Source organism: Bacillus sp. BS3(2021) (assembly GCF_021043345.1).
Lineage (GTDB): Bacteria > Bacillota > Bacilli > Bacillales > Bacillaceae > Bacillus > Bacillus paralicheniformis.
Window position 1 is genome coordinate 514,778 of the sequence record NZ_JAJNDM010000001.1, and the last position, 17,857, is coordinate 532,634.

The 17,857-nt window shown below is 45.1% G+C and carries 20 protein-coding genes; 17 read left to right on the forward strand and 3 right to left on the reverse strand.

The features are described from left to right. Positions 1-34 precede the first annotated feature (34 nt). Positions 35-448, reverse strand: a complete 414-nt coding sequence (locus tag LQ247_RS02495) for a YwpF-like family protein (protein WP_020453206.1) — start codon at positions 446-448, stop codon at positions 35-37. A 181-nt stretch (positions 449-629) separates the two neighbouring features. Here LQ247_RS02495 and LQ247_RS02500 point away from each other — a divergent pair, with 181 nt between their 5' ends. The 15 genes from LQ247_RS02500 (at position 630) to LQ247_RS02570 (ending at position 12,144) form a co-directional block, all read left to right on the forward strand. Then, on the forward strand, positions 630-1,001 hold the full coding sequence (locus tag LQ247_RS02500) for a hypothetical protein (RefSeq protein WP_023857133.1): 372 nt from the start codon (positions 630-632) through the stop codon (positions 999-1,001). A gap of 104 nt (positions 1,002-1,105) precedes the next feature. Beyond that, on the forward strand, positions 1,106-1,453 hold the full coding sequence (gene ssb / locus LQ247_RS02505) for a single-stranded DNA-binding protein (protein WP_025810666.1): 348 nt from the start codon (positions 1,106-1,108) through the stop codon (positions 1,451-1,453). 220 nt (positions 1,454-1,673) lie between these two features. Then, positions 1,674-2,636: a sugar-binding transcriptional regulator gene (locus tag LQ247_RS02510; RefSeq protein WP_095291473.1), complete on the forward strand. Its 963-nt coding sequence runs from the start codon at positions 1,674-1,676 to the stop codon at positions 2,634-2,636. Then, complete coding sequence (locus tag LQ247_RS02515) at positions 2,633-3,076, forward strand: transcriptional regulator GutM (RefSeq protein WP_020453202.1); 444 nt, start codon at positions 2,633-2,635, stop codon at positions 3,074-3,076. Before LQ247_RS02510 ends, LQ247_RS02515 begins: the two co-directional genes overlap by 4 nt. Continuing rightward, the gene (gene srlA / locus LQ247_RS02520; RefSeq protein WP_020453201.1) at positions 3,073-3,621 is read left to right on the forward strand and encodes a PTS glucitol/sorbitol transporter subunit IIC; all 549 of its coding nucleotides are present in this window, start codon (positions 3,073-3,075) and stop codon (positions 3,619-3,621) included. Before LQ247_RS02515 ends, srlA begins: the two co-directional genes overlap by 4 nt. 16 nt (positions 3,622-3,637) lie before the next feature. Next, complete coding sequence (gene srlE, locus LQ247_RS02525) at positions 3,638-4,645, forward strand: PTS glucitol/sorbitol transporter subunit IIB (RefSeq protein ID WP_020453200.1); 1,008 nt, start codon at positions 3,638-3,640, stop codon at positions 4,643-4,645. Positions 4,646-4,668: 23 nt separating this feature from the next. Next, on the forward strand, positions 4,669-5,040 hold the full coding sequence (locus LQ247_RS02530; RefSeq protein WP_020453199.1) for a PTS glucitol/sorbitol transporter subunit IIA: 372 nt from the start codon (positions 4,669-4,671) through the stop codon (positions 5,038-5,040). A 14-nt stretch (positions 5,041-5,054) separates the two neighbouring features. Then, positions 5,055-5,840: a sorbitol-6-phosphate dehydrogenase gene (gene srlD / locus LQ247_RS02535; protein WP_020453198.1), complete on the forward strand. Its 786-nt coding sequence runs from the start codon at positions 5,055-5,057 to the stop codon at positions 5,838-5,840. Between the two features lie 17 nt (positions 5,841-5,857). Further along, entirely contained in the window at positions 5,858-6,526 is a 669-nt protein-coding gene (locus LQ247_RS02540) for a transaldolase family protein (protein WP_224066750.1), read from the forward strand. Positions 6,527-6,668: 142 nt separating this feature from the next. Further along, positions 6,669-7,439, forward strand: a complete 771-nt coding sequence (locus LQ247_RS02545; protein WP_023857137.1) for a DeoR/GlpR family DNA-binding transcription regulator — start codon at positions 6,669-6,671, stop codon at positions 7,437-7,439. A gap of 15 nt (positions 7,440-7,454) precedes the next feature. Further along, positions 7,455-8,333 (forward strand): Cof-type HAD-IIB family hydrolase, encoded by an 879-nt coding sequence (locus LQ247_RS02550; RefSeq protein ID WP_026580210.1) that lies wholly within the window; start codon positions 7,455-7,457, stop codon positions 8,331-8,333. A 321-nt stretch (positions 8,334-8,654) separates the two neighbouring features. Then, positions 8,655-9,644 (forward strand): tetratricopeptide repeat protein, encoded by a 990-nt coding sequence (locus LQ247_RS02555; protein WP_126430470.1) that lies wholly within the window; start codon positions 8,655-8,657, stop codon positions 9,642-9,644. A gap of 21 nt (positions 9,645-9,665) precedes the next feature. Then, complete coding sequence (locus LQ247_RS02560; protein ID WP_023857140.1) at positions 9,666-10,331, forward strand: hypothetical protein; 666 nt, start codon at positions 9,666-9,668, stop codon at positions 10,329-10,331. An 11-nt stretch (positions 10,332-10,342) separates the two neighbouring features. Beyond that, positions 10,343-11,290 carry an ATP-binding protein gene (locus tag LQ247_RS02565; protein ID WP_231005527.1) on the forward strand — a complete coding sequence of 316 codons (948 nt, stop codon included), beginning with the start codon at positions 10,343-10,345 and terminating at the stop codon, positions 11,288-11,290. A gap of 50 nt (positions 11,291-11,340) precedes the next feature. Next, positions 11,341-12,144 carry a YwqG family protein gene (locus LQ247_RS02570; RefSeq protein ID WP_023857142.1) on the forward strand — a complete coding sequence of 268 codons (804 nt, stop codon included), beginning with the start codon at positions 11,341-11,343 and terminating at the stop codon, positions 12,142-12,144. Between the two features lie 38 nt (positions 12,145-12,182). Here LQ247_RS02570 and LQ247_RS02575 read toward each other — a convergent pair whose 3' ends face one another. Then, positions 12,183-14,948 carry a DEAD/DEAH box helicase gene (locus tag LQ247_RS02575; RefSeq protein WP_095291483.1) on the reverse strand — a complete coding sequence of 922 codons (2,766 nt, stop codon included), beginning with the start codon at positions 14,946-14,948 and terminating at the stop codon, positions 12,183-12,185. Continuing rightward, the gene (locus LQ247_RS02580) at positions 14,935-16,533 is read right to left on the reverse strand and encodes an SWIM zinc finger family protein (protein ID WP_096748361.1); all 1,599 of its coding nucleotides are present in this window, start codon (positions 16,531-16,533) and stop codon (positions 14,935-14,937) included. The genes LQ247_RS02575 and LQ247_RS02580 overlap by 14 nt, the downstream gene beginning before the upstream one ends. A gap of 215 nt (positions 16,534-16,748) precedes the next feature. On the opposite strand from LQ247_RS02580, the gene LQ247_RS02585 reads away from it, so the two are divergent. Together LQ247_RS02585 and LQ247_RS02590 are read left to right on the forward strand one after the other, a co-directional pair. Further along, complete coding sequence (locus LQ247_RS02585; RefSeq protein ID WP_020453188.1) at positions 16,749-16,892, forward strand: hypothetical protein; 144 nt, start codon at positions 16,749-16,751, stop codon at positions 16,890-16,892. 225 nt (positions 16,893-17,117) lie between these two features. Then, entirely contained in the window at positions 17,118-17,840 is a 723-nt protein-coding gene (locus tag LQ247_RS02590) for a YveK family protein (RefSeq protein ID WP_020453187.1), read from the forward strand. Positions 17,841-17,857: the final 17 nt, after the last annotated feature.

Below are 17,857 nucleotides of genomic sequence, written 5' to 3' on the forward strand. Positions count from 1 at the left end.
TAGCGAAAAGGCTGTCCGGCGAAGACAGCCTTTTCTATATATTTTGTTTAAATGCTTCAAGAAGCCGGTCTCCGGAATATCCTTCTTTCATTAAATCTTCCAAGATCTTGTCGGAGCCTTTCCTCAGCTTTGAGCTGACCATTTTGCCGTCCAATAAGACGGAAACATGCTCGCCTAGTACCGTGATCTTTTTGACCTTCGCTAACAGCTGTGCGGGGCGGTTACTTTTTTTCGTGATCGTTACATATGTTTTCACTTCTTTGCCTTCCTGAAGGAGGTATTCGAAAAAATACCGGTATTCTTTCGAAACCAGCCCCTCAACCATCCAGTGGTTTTCTCCGTCTTCTTTATTAATGATAAGGCCGTCGATCAGCGGGAACTCCTCGAGCCGCTTTGAAGTTTCATCCTGGCGGACAATTTTTAAATCAATAAGCCTAAAGGTTTTCACTAGTATCACCTCACAAGCTTCCATAGTTGTATAACCATTATAGCACATTCGCTTGGAAGAACTCTTGACCCTGGTTTGTTTATGCAATAGGAGCATATTCGTATTTTAAATTTTGCAAAAAGTATTTTATAATGCTTTATTTTTATTTATACTTTAGGTGATATTGAGCAGGAGGTGACTTATGAACCATTTTTTCTTAAAAGAAGTATTTGTGATCGCAAGCAATCCAGCTGCTGACTGCCGTCAATATATGCCTATGATTTGCTTTTCAGCCGGAAACAAAAAGCACGAGATCAGCACGTATGCCAATGAAGGCATCGTGTTTCGCTATGAAACAAAAGACAGAATGGAAATATACGAATTTCAAGTAACGATTAAACAGAAAGAGTTGTCATTCCGTTTGTATGCTTGGGACGGGGGCTCATATGTCCGCGTATACTCAGAGCGGTGGCTGGCATCTCCTGTTTTTTTTCAGTTTCTGAAAAATACGTATTTCTCAAATAACAATGAGATGATTTTTTTAATTAATGGCAGAAAGAAACAAAAACTATGACGCGAACCCGGGTTTTTTCCGGGTTATTTTTCTTTTATGATGATTTTCCTTAAATACCGATCTCTTATAAACTGGGGATACCCGAACAGGAAGGGAGGGACGAAATGTTTAATGAGATCATGCTGGTCGGGCGTTTGACAAAAGATCCCGAACTTCGGTACACATCTGACGGTGTCCCTGTTGCAAATGTGACGCTGGCTGTCAGCAGGCCTTTCAAAAATGCAGCAGGCGAAATTGAAGCGGACTTTGTCAATTGCACCCTGTGGCGCAAAACTGCCGTGAATACAGCCGAATATTGTGAAAAAGGCTCCATCATCGGGCTGAGCGGAAGAATCCAGACTCGCCAATACGTCAATTCAGAAGGTGAACGCGTCTTTATTACAGAAGTTGTCGCCCGATCAGTCAGATTTTTGGGAGAAAGCCGAAAAGCCCATGAGCCGGCGGATGCTTAAACCGCAAGATTCCTTCTATAAACGCCTTTCTTAAAAAAAATCAATCAATATCCCCTTTTTTATCCCCCTTTATGGCCGGTTTTCAATGACCGGTTTTTTTATTTTAGACAAAAAATAGACAAATTTAAATTGACGTCCAAAAATTCCGAATGTATAATGTAAGCGAATACAACAACAAATGACTAATACTTGCACAAATGTGCAAAAGAAGGGTGATCTTATGGAAATAAAGGATGATAAACGCCTTCTGATCAAAGTCTGCAAAATGTACTACGAAGAGGATATGACACAGAGCCAGATTGCAAAAGCAACAGGGATATACAGAACAACGGTCGGACGCATGCTGAAAAAAGCGCGCGAGGAAGGAATCGTTAAAATCACGATCGATGACCATGTCGGGACACACTACGATTTGGAACGGGAGCTCGAACAACTGCTTGGGCTTAAAGAAGTGTACATATGCGACGCAAAACCGGAACAAACATCTGAAGACAAGAAGAAACTCGTCGGCAAAGCCGGTGCCGAAATCTTAAAACGCGTCGTGAAAGACGGAGATACGGTAGGCTTTGCATGGGGGACGACGATGGCGGGAATGATCGGGGAGTTTCACGGCGTAAAAAAACGGAGCGCTTCATTTGTGCCGCTTGTCGGCGGTCCGGGCGCCATGGATACGAAATATCACGTGAACAGCATCGTATACAGCATTGCCGGTGACTTTGGAGGAACGCCTTACTTTATAGACGCGGCAGCCGTTGTCGAAAAAAAAGAAACGAAAGAGGAAATCGTCAAGTCCCACTATTTTAAAAAAATAGAAAGTCTGTGGAACGGCCTTACCGTGGCAGCCGTCGGGATCGGAGCGCCGCTTAGTTCTTCAAATATGATCTGGACCGGATTTTACGGCGATCAGGATATCGAGCGCCTTGAAGAAAAGCAGGCGGTCGGAGATATATGCTCGCGTTTCTTTGATCGGTCGGGAGCGTTGGTAGAAACAGAGATTCATGACAGAACCATCGCGATAGACATCAAGAGGTTAAAGAATTTGGAGTATTCCATCGGTCTTGCTGAATCCCATGAAAAAGTCCCTTCTATTATCGGGGCTGCAAAAGGCCGTTATATTAATATTTTGGTGACAACTGCCGAAACAGCCAGAGAAATTGCCGAGGAGGTAAGAAACCAATTATGATCATTTACTTTATCATCGCCCTTGGAGCTGCATGGCTTCTCCAAAGTATTTTTGGTTTTTTGCAAATCAGGCATTTCAACCGAACATTCGCCGCATACAGATGTATGGGAAGAGTCGCGGTCGGAAGGAAGACCGGCTTATTCAGAGCCGGAACGGTCGTCCTGTTTGTCATTGACAAGCGCAATAAAATTTTGAAGGCGTCAAAAATGCAAGGTGTCACTGTCTTTTCAAGAATCAAGCCTTTAAAAGGGTTTGAAGGAAAGTATTTGTTGAAGATCGGACAAGCGGAGCTTGTCCGGCACGACCGCCTCACACGGCTCGCAATTGAAGATGCCTTGAAAACATTCGACATCATCACGAAAGGGGGTGATGTCCCGCAGAAGAAAACGCGGCTTCAAAAACTGATGAGCTTTCAAATCAAAAAAAGAGGTGAATTATGAAAAACGTAACATGGCTTGCGGAGAAGTTTATGGACTTATTCAGACATGGCGGAGAAGTGTTTGTCAGTATGCTTACAGACATCGTTCCTTTATTGATTATGCTTCTTGTCGCCATGAATGCCCTGATACGCCTGATAGGAGAAAAGCGCGTCGAAGCGCTCGCGAGGAAGTCGGGAAAAAATCCATTAACGAGATACATGGTTTTGCCTGTCATTGGTACGTTCATGCTTGCAAATCCAATGACGCTGTCGCTTGGCAGGTTCTTGCCTGAAAAATACAAACCGAGCTATTATGCGGCTGCATCCTATTCTTGTCACACGCATAACGGACTTTTCCCGCACGTGAATCCGGGCGAGCTGTTTGTTTTCCTCGGGATTTCCGCAGGAATTACGACGCTGGGGCATGAAACGACCGAGCTCGCTCTCCGCTATCTTCTGGTCGGGATTGTAACAAACTTTCTCAGGGGCTGGGTAACGGATATGACAACGGCTTATGTCGCAAAACAGCAGGGCATTGCCTTGAAAGATTCGATTGATCTAAAATAAGAAAGGCGGTTTACAGATGAGTTCCTATCGTTCGGTTGAAGTTTCAAAAGGGCCGGGAGGGTTTGGCGGGCCTCTGGTGATCACGCCTGATGAAGAGAGAAATAAAATCGTGTACGTCACCGGCGGAAACAAACCCGATTTTGCGGATCATTTAGCTGAGCTGACGGGGTGCACCCTGGTCGACGGCTTTAAAACGACAGTACCCGAAAACGAAATGGCCGCTGTGATCATCGACTGCGGAGGGACGCTGCGCTGCGGACTTTACCCGCAAAAGCGAATTCCGACGATCAATGTGATGGCGACCGGAAAAAGCGGGCCGCTTGCCGCCCATATTACAGAAGATATATATGTTTCCGGAGTAAAAAAAGAGAATATTAAACTGCTGGGAGCTGTGGAGGAGCCTGAACAGTCTAATATTCCAGAAGAAAAACAAATGCAAAATAAACAAAACCATTATAGCACAGAGAAAAAAATTAGTGAACAGCAGTCGCCGAAAGGGATGATGGCGACAATCGGGATGGCCATGGGATCGGTCGTCAGCACGTTTTATCAAGCTGGACGGGAAGCGATTGAAACCGTTATCAAAACAATTCTTCCGTTCATGGCTTTTGTGGCTCTATTGATCGGCATCATTAAAGAGTCAGGCATCGGAGACATTTTTGCCAAATATTTATCACCATTTGCAGGGTCACTGCCCGGATTGCTATTAATCTCGCTTGTTTGTTCATTTCCGCTGCTTTCCCCGTTTCTTGGACCCGGGGCGGTGATTGCACAAGTTGTCGGTTCGCTGATCGGCGTTGAGATCGGCAAAGGAAACATTCCGCCGAATTTGGCGCTGCCGGCGTTATTTGCGATCAATTCGCAAGCAGCTGCCGACTTTGTTCCGGTCGGCCTGGGTCTTGCGGAAGCGGAAGTCGAAACGGTTGAAGTCGGGGTGCCGTCGGTGCTGTATTCGCGTTTTTTGACTGGGGCGCCAACCGTTTTCATTGCTTGGCTGGCCAGCTTTGGCATGTATGACAGCTGAGGTTTTCTTAAGGAGGGAGAATTATGGTCATGCTGTATGAAACAAAAATAAACAGAATCGGAGATCAAGCAACGGCATTTTCAGATGAAAAGATGCTTATATTATTCGGCGAAGGCGCTCCGGATGAATTGAAAGATTATTGTTTATCAATTGATATAAAGCCTGTAGAAGGCGACTTCAATGAAGGCGATAAGCTCATACTGGGCGGCGAGTCCTACAAAATCACAGCCGTTGGGGGAGCCGTTCGCCAGAACCTGGCGAATCTCGGGCATATTACGCTGAAATTTGACGGATCGGCTTCAGCCGAGCTGCCGGGAACGCTGTACCTTGAACGAAAGGAACAACTGCCGGAGGTTTCAGCAGGAGACTGTATTCAAGTTAAAAGATTCTCATAAGGAGCGGGTGCAATATGGAGATGAATAAAGGAAAAGTGGCATTGATATGCGGCGGCGGCCAAAGTCTCGGAGAAGCGCTGTCCTACCGCATGGCAGAGGCGGGATATAACATCGCGGTCGCAGACATCAACGGCGAGAACGCCGAAAGGACGGCTGAACATGCAGCCGGTCAATACGGGGTCAAATCGCTGTGGATTCAAGCAGATTTTACAAAAGAAGCCGATGTGGAAAAAATGATCGGCAGGATCACGGAGGAATTCAATAAAATCGATGTGATGGTGTACAGTGCGGGAATCGCCAAAAGCAATAAGATCACAGATTTTGAGCTTGAAGACTGGGAACGGACCATCGAAGTCAATTTGACCGGGTATTTTCTTTGCGCGAGGGAAACGTCGAAGGTCATGATTGAGCAGGGAAGCGGGTCAATCATTCAAATTAACTCCAAATCGGGAAAGGTCGGCAGCAAACATAATACAGCTTATTCAGCTTCCAAATTTGGAGGTGTCGGTCTCACTCAAAGCCTCGCGCTCGATCTTGCCGAACACAACATTCGCGTGAACAGCATTATGCCGGGAAATTTGTTGAAATCGCCGATGTTCCAAAGCTTGATTCCGCAATACGCGAAAAAGCTCGGCATTCCAGAGAGCGAAGTAGAGCGCGTGTACACCGAAAAAGTGCCGCTCGGACGGGGCTGTACGTATGATGACATCGCCAATGCCATCTTATTTTACGCTTCTGATCAAGCATCCTATATGACGGGTCAGTCGATTAATGTAACCGGAGGGCAGGTCATGCATTAAAACACGAGGGGGAAGCGATGATGAACATGCTGATTGATTCAGCGCATATACCGGAGATTGAAAGATTGCTGGATTCATTTCCCGCTGGCGGCGTCACGACAAACCCGGCGCTGATCGCAAGGGAAAAGCAGCCCTTTAAACAGCAGATTCAAGATATTCGGCGGCTCCTTCCCGAGCATCTGCCTCTCCATGCCCAAGTGATCGCCGACCATTGGCGGGATATAGCCGATCAGGCGAAGGCGCTCTATAACTGGCTGGATGGAAACGTGTCGGTGAAGATTCCGGTGACGGCTCAAGGACTTTACGCGATCAGAGAGCTCGCGGCTGAAAACATCCAGACCACCGGGACAACGGTTTATACCGCTGCACAGGCTGTTCTGGCCGCAAAAGCCGGCGCCTCCTATGTCGCGCCGTATGTCAATCGTATTGATCAAGAGTATGGTCATGGGGCGGGCGTTGTCAAAACAATTGTCGACTTATTTAACACATACCGTTTAAATTGCAAAGTGCTTGCGGCAAGCTTTAAACATAACCGTCAAATTCTTGCCGTCATGGAAGCGGGGAGCCACGAGGCGACAATCAGCCCTGAGCTTTTAAGCCATTTGGCTGATCATCCGGCTGTAGACCGTGATATCCATGCGTTTCGTGAAATTTGGCACTCTCAATATGGATCATTTTCATTTTAGCATGCGAGCCTGAGGATCGGGAAACCGGACTCAGGCTTTATTTTTACTTATAATTACTTATGTGTTCTTGATTTATTCTGTGTAATAACTTATAATCACTTATAAATAATGAATTTTACTTGTGTAAAGAAGGAATGATCGAGTGTATCAAGAGGAAAGGTTAATTTCCATCATCGACTATTTAAAAGAGCGTAAACGGATTTCCGTTGAACAAATTTGTTCTTTATTCGGAGTTTCAAGAGATACGGCAAGGCGGGATCTGGTCAAACTGCAGGAGCAAGGCGCTATTATCAGAACAAGGGGAGGGGCGATTCTGCCTACCGTTCATGATGAGGTCAAAGACTATTCGGGCAGGCTGGGCATGGTTTCCGAAGAGAAAAGCATGATCGGAAAAGCAGCCGCTTCTTTAATCAGAGAAGGCGACCGTATGATTTTGGATGCTTCCACGACAGTCCAATCGTGCGCCGAGCATTTGCCGGATGTCAATTGCACGATCATCACCAATTCGATTAACCTTGCGGAGGTTCTTTCCTCAAGAAAAGGTGCTGATATCCACCTGCTTGGAGGGAAGCTTCAAAAAGAGCACCGCTTTTTGTACGGCGCCTCCGTCATTGAAAAGCTGTCATGCTATCATGTTGATAAAGCGCTGATCGGCGTGGTGGGGGTTTCCGAACACGGGCTTACAATTGCCCATGAGGAGGATGGAATGGTGAAGCGGAAAATTATTTCCCAAGCGAAACAAGTCATAGCGCTTGCCGACCATTCGAAAATCGGGAGAACGGATTTTTACCGGTATGCTGAACTCAGTGACATCGACCTTCTCATTACAGACCGGCTGCCGCCGAAACCGTTTCAGAAACTGCTTGATGAACATGATGTGGAGCTGCTCGTGGCTGAACATCACGATATTTAAGGGGGAAAACAGCAGATGAAAATGATTGCGGTCGATTTAGACGGGACGTTGTTAAACAGTGAAAGCAAGATCTCACAAGAAAACATCGATGCGATTAAAAAAGCGCGGGAACACGGGATTGAAGTAGTAGTTGCCACAGGGAGAGCATCCTTCGATGTTCAAACGATTTTTGAGCCGACAGGTATTAAAACATGGATTATTAGTGCCAACGGAGCGGTGATTCATGATCCTGAAGGCCGCCTTTACCACTCGGTGCCGCTTGACAGGAAACGGGCGGAAGGAATTCTTCAATGGCTTGAAGAAAAGAATTACTATTATGAGGTATTCAGCGATGAAGCGATCTTCACGCCGCAAAACGGCCGCGAGCTGCTTGACATTGAGCTGGACCGCTTGAAAAGCGCAAATCCCGGGGCCGATCTTTCAAGACTGGAACTCGCTGCTGAACAGCAGCTCAGTCAAAACGGATACGCGTACATCAGCTCCTATACCGACCTGTTTTTAGCGGGAAAAGATGTCAATGTATATAACATATTAGCTTTTTCTTTTCATAAAGAAAAACTGGAAACGGGATGGCAGCGATTTAAAGATGCGCAAGATATTACGCTTGTCACTTCAGCCGAGCATAACTTTGAAATTGAGCATCTTCAGGCGTCAAAAGGGCTGGCGTTGGAAAAGCTTTCACGCAAGCTCGGCATTTCCCTTCAGGAAACAGCTGCTGTCGGAGACAGTCTCAATGATTTTTCGATGCTGAAGATCGCGGGGAAAAGCTTTGCCATGGGCAATGCGCGCGAAGACATTAAAGAGATGGCTGATGAGGTGACGCTCACTAATGATGAAAATGGCGTCGCTCACATCCTGAATCAGCTGATTGAACAACAAGTCAAACCGGTTTAATTCGTACATCCTTTCAAATCGGCGTGATGCCGGTACATGGCAGCGTAACGATTGAAGGAGTGCGGTTAAGCAGCGGATGTTATTGATCCGCGGGCCGCCGACAATGTCGGCGGCCTTTATTTATTTTAACGCTGACTCGTGAACTATGAAGTATTATTTTCGTTACTTTTTATTCATTGTTTGATATGGTGATGTTTGTTACTATTTAACTATTATTTCAAATTCCAAGAATGGAAGGTGACTTTATCATTAGTTTAAATCCTCGAATTTAGAAAAAGATACTAGAACTCATTGAAAAAGAGTAAATAACAGGTGATCGATTTGGATAATCAAATGAGCATAATGTATGAGAAAGCAGAGCGGCTTTCAAAGTGGGGGAAAACAAAGGAAGCCTTGAAGGAAGCAGAGCAGTTTTTATCCAACTACCCCGACTCACACGAAGGCTATCAATTGCTTTCAAATATATATTTTAATGCGAAAGAATATGAAAAAGCCGTACAGTTTGCAAAAGAGGCTTTAAATTTAGATCCGATGAACTTTGAAATTTTGGCTGTCTTAACTCTTGCATACTATGAATTGGGAATGTACGAAGAGCATGAGGAAATAAATGAATTAATGATTTCAGAGTACCCTGATTATCACTACACTTATGCAATGCACGCTCAATTTCTTTTCCATGATAAAAATGAGTATGAAAAATCGCGTTTTTATATAGAAAAGGCAGTGGAATTAGAACCTGACGATCCATTTTCTCTTGTCGTATACAGTGAAATTTTGGCGGTGTTTTTTGAGGATGGATTATCAAGGGCGTGTTCAGACAGAGCGCTTGCCCAAAATGCCGATGATGCCATGATCACGGGAATGGCCGCTTCTGCGGCGTATAGAAGAGGAGATTATGCACAAGCCTTGACTTTAAATAAAACAGCTCTACAAATCAATCCGAACAATCCAGGGATTGTACCCAATTTAGCGTTATACAACATGTGTAATTTTTGGTTTATGAAATACCCGTTGAAAGTCAGGCGCTTCCATGAGAAGCTGCGTGTTAAAAAACCGGTGTTGTTTTGGCCGCTTCTAGTCATTGTGACATTGGTCTTCAAGTGGCTTATGATTCCATACGTGTTTCTCGTCTACAGTACACCTTATATGATGAACGGGCTGGCGGGAGCCCTCATGCAGCGAAAATTGCCCGAACAGATGCGAGGTAGTTCGGTCCTCACATTTTTGAGGTACACACCGATTTGGATCCTTTTTGTATTGCTGATCATTGTGATAGGGATCATATCATTCTTATACAGATTGATATTTTAAATGAATGAAAGAGTGGAAATAATGGAAATACATAAAGATAAACCGGGAACTCTATTTTTTGTTTTTTTCGGACTGCTCAGTTTTGTCGGCACGATGTCTTTGTATGACCGATTTGGGAATCTTCAAATGAAAATGCTGGCGGCTTCCGACAACTTGCTTTTTTGCTCTGATGTAAGCATATTTTACAGCCTGTTGCTGACCTTCATTTGTATACCTTACACCGTTAGAAAAGTGATAACTTCCAAAGGCTATCAGGGGCGCTTGCAGCTGCCTTTATCCTTGATTCTTCTAGTGGTAGGGCTGACGCTGCTATGCAATGCTTTTTTTCAATATCAAAATATCGGGAAAAACAGCATTGTCATGAGAGAAGGGCTAATTTCCAGCACCAAACATTACGATATGGAAGATGTCACTTCTGTCCATGCCTATTATCAAAAAGGGTTAAAAGGGGCACTTTACCTGAAGTATGATCTGACGTTAAATGACGGAAAAAAAATCGATGCCGCCTTGTCCGACGAGTTTTACAATAAAGCTGATGAACTTGATAAGCTCCTGCAGCGGCAAGGAATACATATTGAAAGAAGCGGAATCAAAAAGAAAGATCAGGCCCAGCTAGAAAAACATGCGGGTTCCAAGGCGAACTATAAAGTGGTGAAAAGGATCTTAACCGGTACAAATCATAGATAGGAAGGATAAATATGAAGAGGGATGATACGGAAAAACGCGCAAAGGTGAAAGTCATTCAGTTTGATCAACATCAACATGCTTTAACCGAATTAGAACAACACTGTGAAACTTTTGCTGATGTCGGCGGATTAGAAGATATTAAAAAGAAAATCAACATGGACTTTATTTTGCCTTTGCAAAATCCTGAATATTTTAAAGCGTTTGGAAAAGCGACGGGGGGAAGTCTTCTTCTGTTTGGCCCGCCGGGATGTGGAAAAACATTTATCGCGAAAGCGATTGCCGGCGAGATCAAAGCAAACTTTATACACTTGGAGCTTCAAGCGATATTGTCCATGTATGTTGGGCAGAGCGAACATAATCTGCATGATATTTTTGAAAAAGCGCGTGATAACAGTCCTTGCGTTCTTTTTATTGATGAGCTTGATTCGATCGGGGGGAATCGGCAGGGAATGAGCCAGCATCATGACAGGGTGCTGGTCAATCAGTTGCTGATAGAATTAGATGGTTTAGGGACGTTTAATGACGGTGTGTATGTGATCGGTGCAACGAATACACCGTGGTATTTAGATCCTGCCTTACGCCGTCCCGGCAGATTTAATAAGATGGTATTTATGCCGCCCCCATCTGAAGAAGAACGTGTCGACATTTTAAATTTAAAGCTGTCCGGTAAGCCGCATGATCAGATTGATGTACTGAAAATTGCCAAAAAGACTTGCCATTTTTCGGGGGCTGATTTAGAACAATTGGTCAGCGATGCTTTAGATCAGGCGATCGAACGGTCGCTTCAGCTAGGAAAGCTGTCGCCTGTCCATCAGACAGATCTTGAAAGCAGCCTTCAAGGGAGAGTGCCTTCAACGCTTGAATGGTTTTCAACAGCGAAAAACTATGCCATGTTTAGTGATGCGAATAAAGCATATCAATCCGTTCTTGATTATATGAAGAGAAATAAGCTCAAATAGGTGACCTCCGCATTTTAAAGTGTCACTCGGTCAAAAGGAGAATGATAAGTATGAAAAAGCCGTTTCAATTGCCCGAAAAAATGGCCCGATACCGCGGGCAATTTGAACAATCAGCGCGGGATTTTTTGAAGCTGGACACGAGAAAAGGAAAAACAGGCCGATATGAAAGCAAACTGGCCGGAGATCCTTATTTTCCAAAGTCTGAACAGTATCCTGTCGATTCACAGGGAAAACCGATGAAACTGCTTGCGCAAATTAATTTTTCAGACATGCCCCGCCTTGAGAATTTCCCGGAATCCGGTATTCTGCTTTTTTTTATCTCTGTCAGTGATGATGTTTACGGATTGAATTTTGATGATCCGTGTGAACAGTCGAGTTTTTGCATCAAGTATTTTGAGAATGTCATCGAAAATGAAGACGAGCTTGTCGACGATTTTTCGTTTGTGAAGCTTGAGGATGAGCTGGCCTTTCCGATTGGATGCGAATCCTCACTCACACCTGACACAGGGTCTGAACTTGTCTCTGCGTCCGACTTTCAATTTGAGCGATACGCGGGAAAGGATGCTTGGACGTTCTTTGAGCAATTCGGCGATCAAGAGGAAACGGTGTTCGAAGAATACAGTGAAATGTACGGCGGCTTCTCCCATAAGATCGGGGGCTACGCAGCCTTCACGCAAGATGATCCGCGGGAAGGCGATTATCCGGATCATACCGTTCTGCTATTGCAAATTGATTCTGATGAGAACATTGACGCGATGTGGGGAGATGTCGGGATTGCCAATTTTTTTATAAGGCCTGATGATTTAAAGAATAAGGACTTTTCAAACGTATTATATAATTGGGACTGTCATTAACACAAAAAACAGCTGTCTATTTCAGACAGCTGTTTTGTTTAACCTGTAATAGCCGAAGCGTTCAGGGTAAATAACTCTTCTAGTTCATGTTCGGAAAGCTCGGTGATCCAATTTTCGCTTTGGATGATTTGATCGTTCAGCGATTGCTTCGATTCGAGCATGTGGTCGATTTTTTCTTCAATTGTGCCAGTGGTGATCAGTTTATGAACGTGGACGAACCGTTTCTGTCCGATTCTGTAGGCGCGGTCTGTCGCCTGATTTTCAACCGCGGGATTCCACCATCTGTCATAGTGGATGACGTGATTGGCGGCCGTCAAATTGAGGCCTGTGCCGCCGGCTTTTAATGATAAGATCAGAATCGGAAATTCCTTGTTCTGAAACTGCTCCACCATTTTGTCCCGTTCTAGCTTGGATAAACTGCCGTTCAGAAACTTGACCGGTTCGCCGAATGATTTCTCGAGCAGGCGTTTCATCATATCTCCCATCCCGAGATATTGGGTGAAAATCAGGCAGCTTTCATCGCTTTCGCGAATCGTCTTCGTCAGTTCCAACAGTTTTTCGAGCTTGACTGACCTTCCGTTAAGGAGCTCGCTCCCGGTCTCTTTTAAGTAAAGGGCAGGATGGCCGCAGATTTGTTTGAGCTTGCCGAGCATGCTTAAGATGAGAGCTTTGCGCTGCATTCCGGCGAGGCTTGACATATGTTCAAACGTATCTTTGACAAGCTGTTCATATAGTGAGGCCTGTTCTGCCGAGAGCGGGATGAACTCTTTTTCTTCCTGTTTTTCAGGCAGGTTGAGCGCGACTTCCTTGTCCTGCTTTGTCCGCCTTAATAAAAATGGTTTGATCAGCTGCTGGAGCTGTTCGATCCGTTTTTCGTCGCGGTCTTTTTCAATCGGCAGGACAAATCGCTTATGGAAGCTGCCAAGGCTTCCGAGATAGCCTTTGTTCATGAAATCGTAGATCGACCACAGCTCCGTCAGGCGATTTTCCATCGGAGTCCCGCTGAGCGCGATATGATGCATGCCTTTCAGCTTTCTGATTGAGCGGGATTGTTTCGTGTGCGCATTTTTAATATTCTGGGCTTCGTCAAGGCAGATGCAGTTCCAGGCGACGCTGCTGAGATCGTCAAAGTCGGATTGGGCGAGGCCGTATGACGTCAAGACGATATCTGCATCTTTGTAACATTCCTGAAACGCTTCACCTTTAGGGCGTTTTGGCCCGTAATGGAGCGCCGCCGTCAGGTCGGGCGCGAAGGTCTCAAGTTCGCGCTGCCAGTTCCCGAGGACGGAAGTCGGCGCAATGATGAGAGATGGCGTTTGTTGTCCCTGTTCTTTTAAATAGGCGAAATAGGCGATCATCTGGATGGTTTTTCCAAGACCCATATCGTCTGCCAGGCAGGCGCCGAAGCCGCAGTTTCTGAGAAAGATCAGCCAGTTCAAACCGTCTTCCTGATAAGCCCTGAGCGTTCCGTCAAAAAATTTGCTGACCGGGTATGACGGGAGATCATCGCGCTGGCTCAGCTTTCTGATCATGTTTTTCAGCTGATAGGACAGTTCAAACCGCACCTCGCTGAATGCGGAAGCATCGAACAGATCATCATCCTCGCGGGTTTCGCTCCGCTCCGTCAGCTCGCGCGCCAGGATGTCAGACATATGAAGCCCCTCTGTTTCTGCTCGCTCCATCAGCTTTTTCATTTGTTTGATAAAATTCGGATCGATTTTAATCCACTGCCCGCGTATGTTGACAAGCCGTCTTTTATTGGCGACAAGCTGCTCGAATTCTTCTTCTGTGAGTTCGATTCCGTTCGTAGCAAAACGCCAGTTGAAGTCCATCAATGCATTCATTCCGACAAAGGACTCGCCGCGGGGAGCCGATGACACTTTCGCTTTCAGCAGCATGTTGCTGTCTCTGACGATTTGCCACCATGACGGCAGCAAAATTTCAATCCCCATGCTGACAAGAGTTTCACTTGCTTCGGATAGGAAGATCCATGCTTCCTCTTCCGTTAAAAGCGTCGTTCCCGAGTCGATCGTTAGCCACGGCACGATTTGGCGGAATCTGTCTTGTTCCCGGGCGATTTTATCAGCGTATGCCTGCCACGATTTTTTCAGCCTGTTCAAGCCTTCAAAGAACTGAATGGCTCCGCTTTTTTTGTCGCGCAAAAACAGTTCGATTTTCCAATCGTCTCCGTCAAAGTCAGGTTCATTTAAGCGGAGTCCGACAGTAAACGGCATAGGGTTTTCATGCCAGCCGATCGTTTCAAGAAAATCGTCTTCATCGAGAAAGTGGCCCTGAAATGTGGTGACGGCGGGAGAATGTGCGACAATCGATTCCCATTTTGCTTTTAACTCGTCATTGTAGTTGATGTAGTCTTCGACAGCGTGTGAAAACCATTCAGCTGTATAGCCTTCCAAAATCCCTTCTTTATCTTTCCAACGCAGCACCTCTTGCTTCCATGCTTCATAGTCGGGAAGAAAATCTTCATCTGCGATAAACTCATAAATGGTGGAAGCCGTTTTCATCAAAGGTTCGGTTTCCTCGGTGAGATTGATGTCGCTGTACGAATTAAATGAGTTTTTGCCGAGAAATTCGACCGCCATCCACGGAGACAGCAGAACCGCTGGAGTCTCTAAACCGGCATCTTCGAGAAACGTTCCGTAAAAAGACGATTCGTGCCACTGAAACAAATACCTTTCCATTTCATTCCGCGTAAGAAACTGATGATCCTCGTCATGACAAGATAAAATGAATGTATAGTCTTCTGATTGTTCGACATGTATCACGATTTCCTTAAGACTCGCCATCGATCAACTTTCCTTTCTTAAGTTCCTCCTGGAAGGCTCTCAGCCGTTTATAGCGAGCTGAAAACTGCTCCATAAACCGGTTCCAGACATCCTGTTTTTTCGATTTCTTATAGAGGGTGCGCAGCTTTTTTAATTGTTTGACGGCTTCTTTGTAGCTTGAGCGGTTTTTTTGTTCAACCAGCCCGGAAATTTCTCTGTGATAGGAAGGAATCAAAGCTTCAGGGGCTGCTGCTGCGATATCTTTCAAGGCGTTCTGTCCGATCTCAGAGATAGAAAAACCGACAAGGCTGTGGATCTCCATCCACTCCGTAAAGCGGTTTTTGTTATATAAAAAATGGCTGTATTCAGTAAACGTATAAGGAAGGCACTTTTTGCAGTACCGTTCATATACATGCTCTTCTTTTGCGTTTTTGCTGTAATCGCTCAGAAACAGGAAGAATTCGCTTAAAACATCGCGTATTTCCCGGTACGGTTTATCCAGTCTGCAGAAGCCGGATGCAAGCTGTTCAAGGTGTTCGTACCATTTTTTAAGGCGCTTCCAGTCTTTTTTGGCGGTCATGACGCTGAGCCATTGAAATGTATAAGGAAGAATCTCAGGTGAAAACGATCCGGCTTGATCAAGAATCACATCGTCGTTTTTCAGCAGAAATTCAAGATGCAGCCTGCCGAATTGTATTTCAGGCGACGGCTCCAGATCGTTCAGCACATCGAGCTCCCGCTTCAGCCAGTTTGGCCGGGACAGAAGCGCACTCCAGATTTCCCCGAAAATCCGCAGCCTTTCATACTGAAAAATGTCTTTCTTGAGCAGCAGTTCCCGAATCGCGCCGGGGGTTTTTTCTAAAAACGGATCAAGGGAGAATGATAGCGCATATGTTTTCAGTTCATCGATTGAGCTGTAGATCGTGTCCATCAGCTGTTCGATATAAGGATTCAGCGAGTAAAAATCTTTTTCAGGATCAATGCGCCCTTTCTCGACGAGCGAATGCATGGCAAGCCATGTCGCAAGAGCCGCGTGGATTTGGTACATTTTTTTCAGCTCCGGCTCCGCAGGCGTCCGCTTTTTTAAAGCTGAAAAATACCCGTAGTAAAGGTATTGCATCGTTTGCTGGTTTTTAGGCGTATGCTCTTCCCATCGTCTGAACTCCGTTTTGAAAAACGATGTCCATTGATCGAGCGTGTGGCTGCGGGGTTTCATTCCACGCTGAAGCTGTCCGAGAATATCCCTGTTTTCGCGGCGTTTTTGGGCTTCTTTCCAAAACTCCGTAAACGTTCCCAATCGATCATATTGTGCATACAGATATAAATAAACGGCAAGCACATGCCGGCAGATGTTTTGAGCAGGGCAGGAACAGCTGCTTTTTTTAACGTCGGCGAGGTCGATGAAGACCTTCACCGGGACCACATCCTGAACGTAAGCACTGACCGTATGCCCGCTCATCGGCTTGACCCGATAGACGGAATCCTGTCTGTATAAAATAAGGGCTTTTTTCATGAGCTGAATGTTAGCTTCTGTGCACGGCAGTACATGCTTAAACTGTTCAGCTGCATCCATCACAACCGTTTTTGAAATCATGTCTTGAAGCATGTCTATCGCTCCTAACCGAATGGCTTTTAAAAAGTTTCCAATCTCTCTATTATAGCTTAATCAATCCGTCCAAAAAAGATTTTCTCAGGAAAAGGACATAAAAACGGATGGCTGTCGAATAATGTAATAGACTATGGCAAATTGATTCTTTACATCATATAATTTGAAATATAATCAGAAATGTTTTAATTTATGGAATCTGAAAGGAAAAGGATATGGATGACAAGGAATTGAATCAGGAAGAATTTTTGAGAATTCTTATGCATGCGTATGACATTGGTGAAAAATCAAAAGACATAACGACGAAAGAACTTCTTGAAGATCTCATTCTTCATATCAAAAATGGATATACGACGTAAAAGGTGTGCAAACTTCGGTTTGCACACTTTTTCGTTCAGCAAAAAGCGCGCAGGTCCTGCAAAAGTCGATATTTAATACCATATAAAGACGCGATTTCCCCGGTATCTCCCGTTATTTGTCAGGATTCATTTCTTTCGGAAACGAAAGAACCATGTATAATCAAAGGGAGGTGTTTAATTTGCTGAAAATTTAAATAAATACGCGAATCCTAGAGGGAGGCTTTTATGAGAGATCATATCGGCTTTAAAGATGTGTTCATCATTTTGAAAAAAAGATTCGTTCTGATCGCACTGATCACCATTGCGGCCGCTCTGTCCAGCGCTGCCGTCAACTTTTATTGGCTCACACCCGTCTACCAGGCATCCGCCCAAATCCTCATCAACGGCCGTCAAACGTCGAACTTCACCGATATTCAGACCAACCTTGAGCTAATCAACACTTATAACGTGATTATGAAAAGCCCGCTCATCTTAAATAAGGTTAAAGACGAACTAAACCTTCCGGAAACGGCTGAAGACTTGAAGCAAAAAATCACAGTTATCAGCGAAAATGAATCACAGATTGTCAGTATCTCCGCGACTGACAAGGATTATTCCAAGGCGGCGGACATCGCGAACACGGTCGTCGCCGTATTCCAAAGGGACATTGACGGCATTATGGGTGAAAATACCGAAGTCAGCCTTGTTGCGAAAGCAAACCCCGAACATTCGCCTGCTCCCGTCAGCCCGAACAAGAAGTTCAACATCGCTGTTTCTACAGGATTCGGCCTGCTGTTTGGCGCAGGGCTTGCATTTTTACTCGAGCTTTTGAAAAATACCGTTCGAAATGAAGAAGACATCGAAAAAGAGCTGAACGTTCATGTGTTGGGAAATATTCTGTATGTAAAACCGAAAAAAGGACAAGCCCGGAAGCTGGAAAGCTTTATCGGTAAAGACCATACGATCTAAAACGGGAAAACACGGGG

What these genes read in the sequence shown, in the direction of transcription:
- LQ247_RS02500 (WP_023857133.1), top strand. Translation starts at nt 630, where the DNA reads ATGAACCATTTTTTCTTAAAAGAAGTATTTGTGATCGCAAGCAATCCA.
- ssb (WP_025810666.1), top strand. Translation starts at nt 1,106, where the DNA reads ATGTTTAATGAGATCATGCTGGTCGGGCGTTTGACAAAAGATCCCGAA.
- LQ247_RS02510 (WP_095291473.1), top strand. Translation starts at nt 1,674, where the DNA reads ATGGAAATAAAGGATGATAAACGCCTTCTGATCAAAGTCTGCAAAATG.
- LQ247_RS02515 (WP_020453202.1), top strand. Translation starts at nt 2,633, where the DNA reads ATGATCATTTACTTTATCATCGCCCTTGGAGCTGCATGGCTTCTCCAA.
- srlA (WP_020453201.1), top strand. Translation starts at nt 3,073, where the DNA reads ATGAAAAACGTAACATGGCTTGCGGAGAAGTTTATGGACTTATTCAGA.
- srlE (WP_020453200.1), top strand. Translation starts at nt 3,638, where the DNA reads ATGAGTTCCTATCGTTCGGTTGAAGTTTCAAAAGGGCCGGGAGGGTTT.
- LQ247_RS02530 (WP_020453199.1), top strand. Translation starts at nt 4,669, where the DNA reads ATGGTCATGCTGTATGAAACAAAAATAAACAGAATCGGAGATCAAGCA.
- srlD (WP_020453198.1), top strand. Translation starts at nt 5,055, where the DNA reads ATGGAGATGAATAAAGGAAAAGTGGCATTGATATGCGGCGGCGGCCAA.
- LQ247_RS02540 (WP_224066750.1), top strand. Translation starts at nt 5,858, where the DNA reads ATGATGAACATGCTGATTGATTCAGCGCATATACCGGAGATTGAAAGA.
- LQ247_RS02550 (WP_026580210.1), top strand. Translation starts at nt 7,455, where the DNA reads ATGAAAATGATTGCGGTCGATTTAGACGGGACGTTGTTAAACAGTGAA.
- LQ247_RS02560 (WP_023857140.1), top strand. Translation starts at nt 9,666, where the DNA reads ATGGAAATACATAAAGATAAACCGGGAACTCTATTTTTTGTTTTTTTC.
- LQ247_RS02565 (WP_231005527.1), top strand. Translation starts at nt 10,343, where the DNA reads ATGAAGAGGGATGATACGGAAAAACGCGCAAAGGTGAAAGTCATTCAG.
- LQ247_RS02570 (WP_023857142.1), top strand. Translation starts at nt 11,341, where the DNA reads ATGAAAAAGCCGTTTCAATTGCCCGAAAAAATGGCCCGATACCGCGGG.
- LQ247_RS02575 (WP_095291483.1), bottom strand. Translation starts at nt 14,948, where the DNA reads ATGGCGAGTCTTAAGGAAATCGTGATACATGTCGAACAATCAGAAGAC.
- LQ247_RS02580 (WP_096748361.1), bottom strand. Translation starts at nt 16,533, where the DNA reads ATGCTTCAAGACATGATTTCAAAAACGGTTGTGATGGATGCAGCTGAA.
- LQ247_RS02585 (WP_020453188.1), top strand. Translation starts at nt 16,749, where the DNA reads ATGGATGACAAGGAATTGAATCAGGAAGAATTTTTGAGAATTCTTATG.
- LQ247_RS02590 (WP_020453187.1), top strand. Translation starts at nt 17,118, where the DNA reads ATGAGAGATCATATCGGCTTTAAAGATGTGTTCATCATTTTGAAAAAA.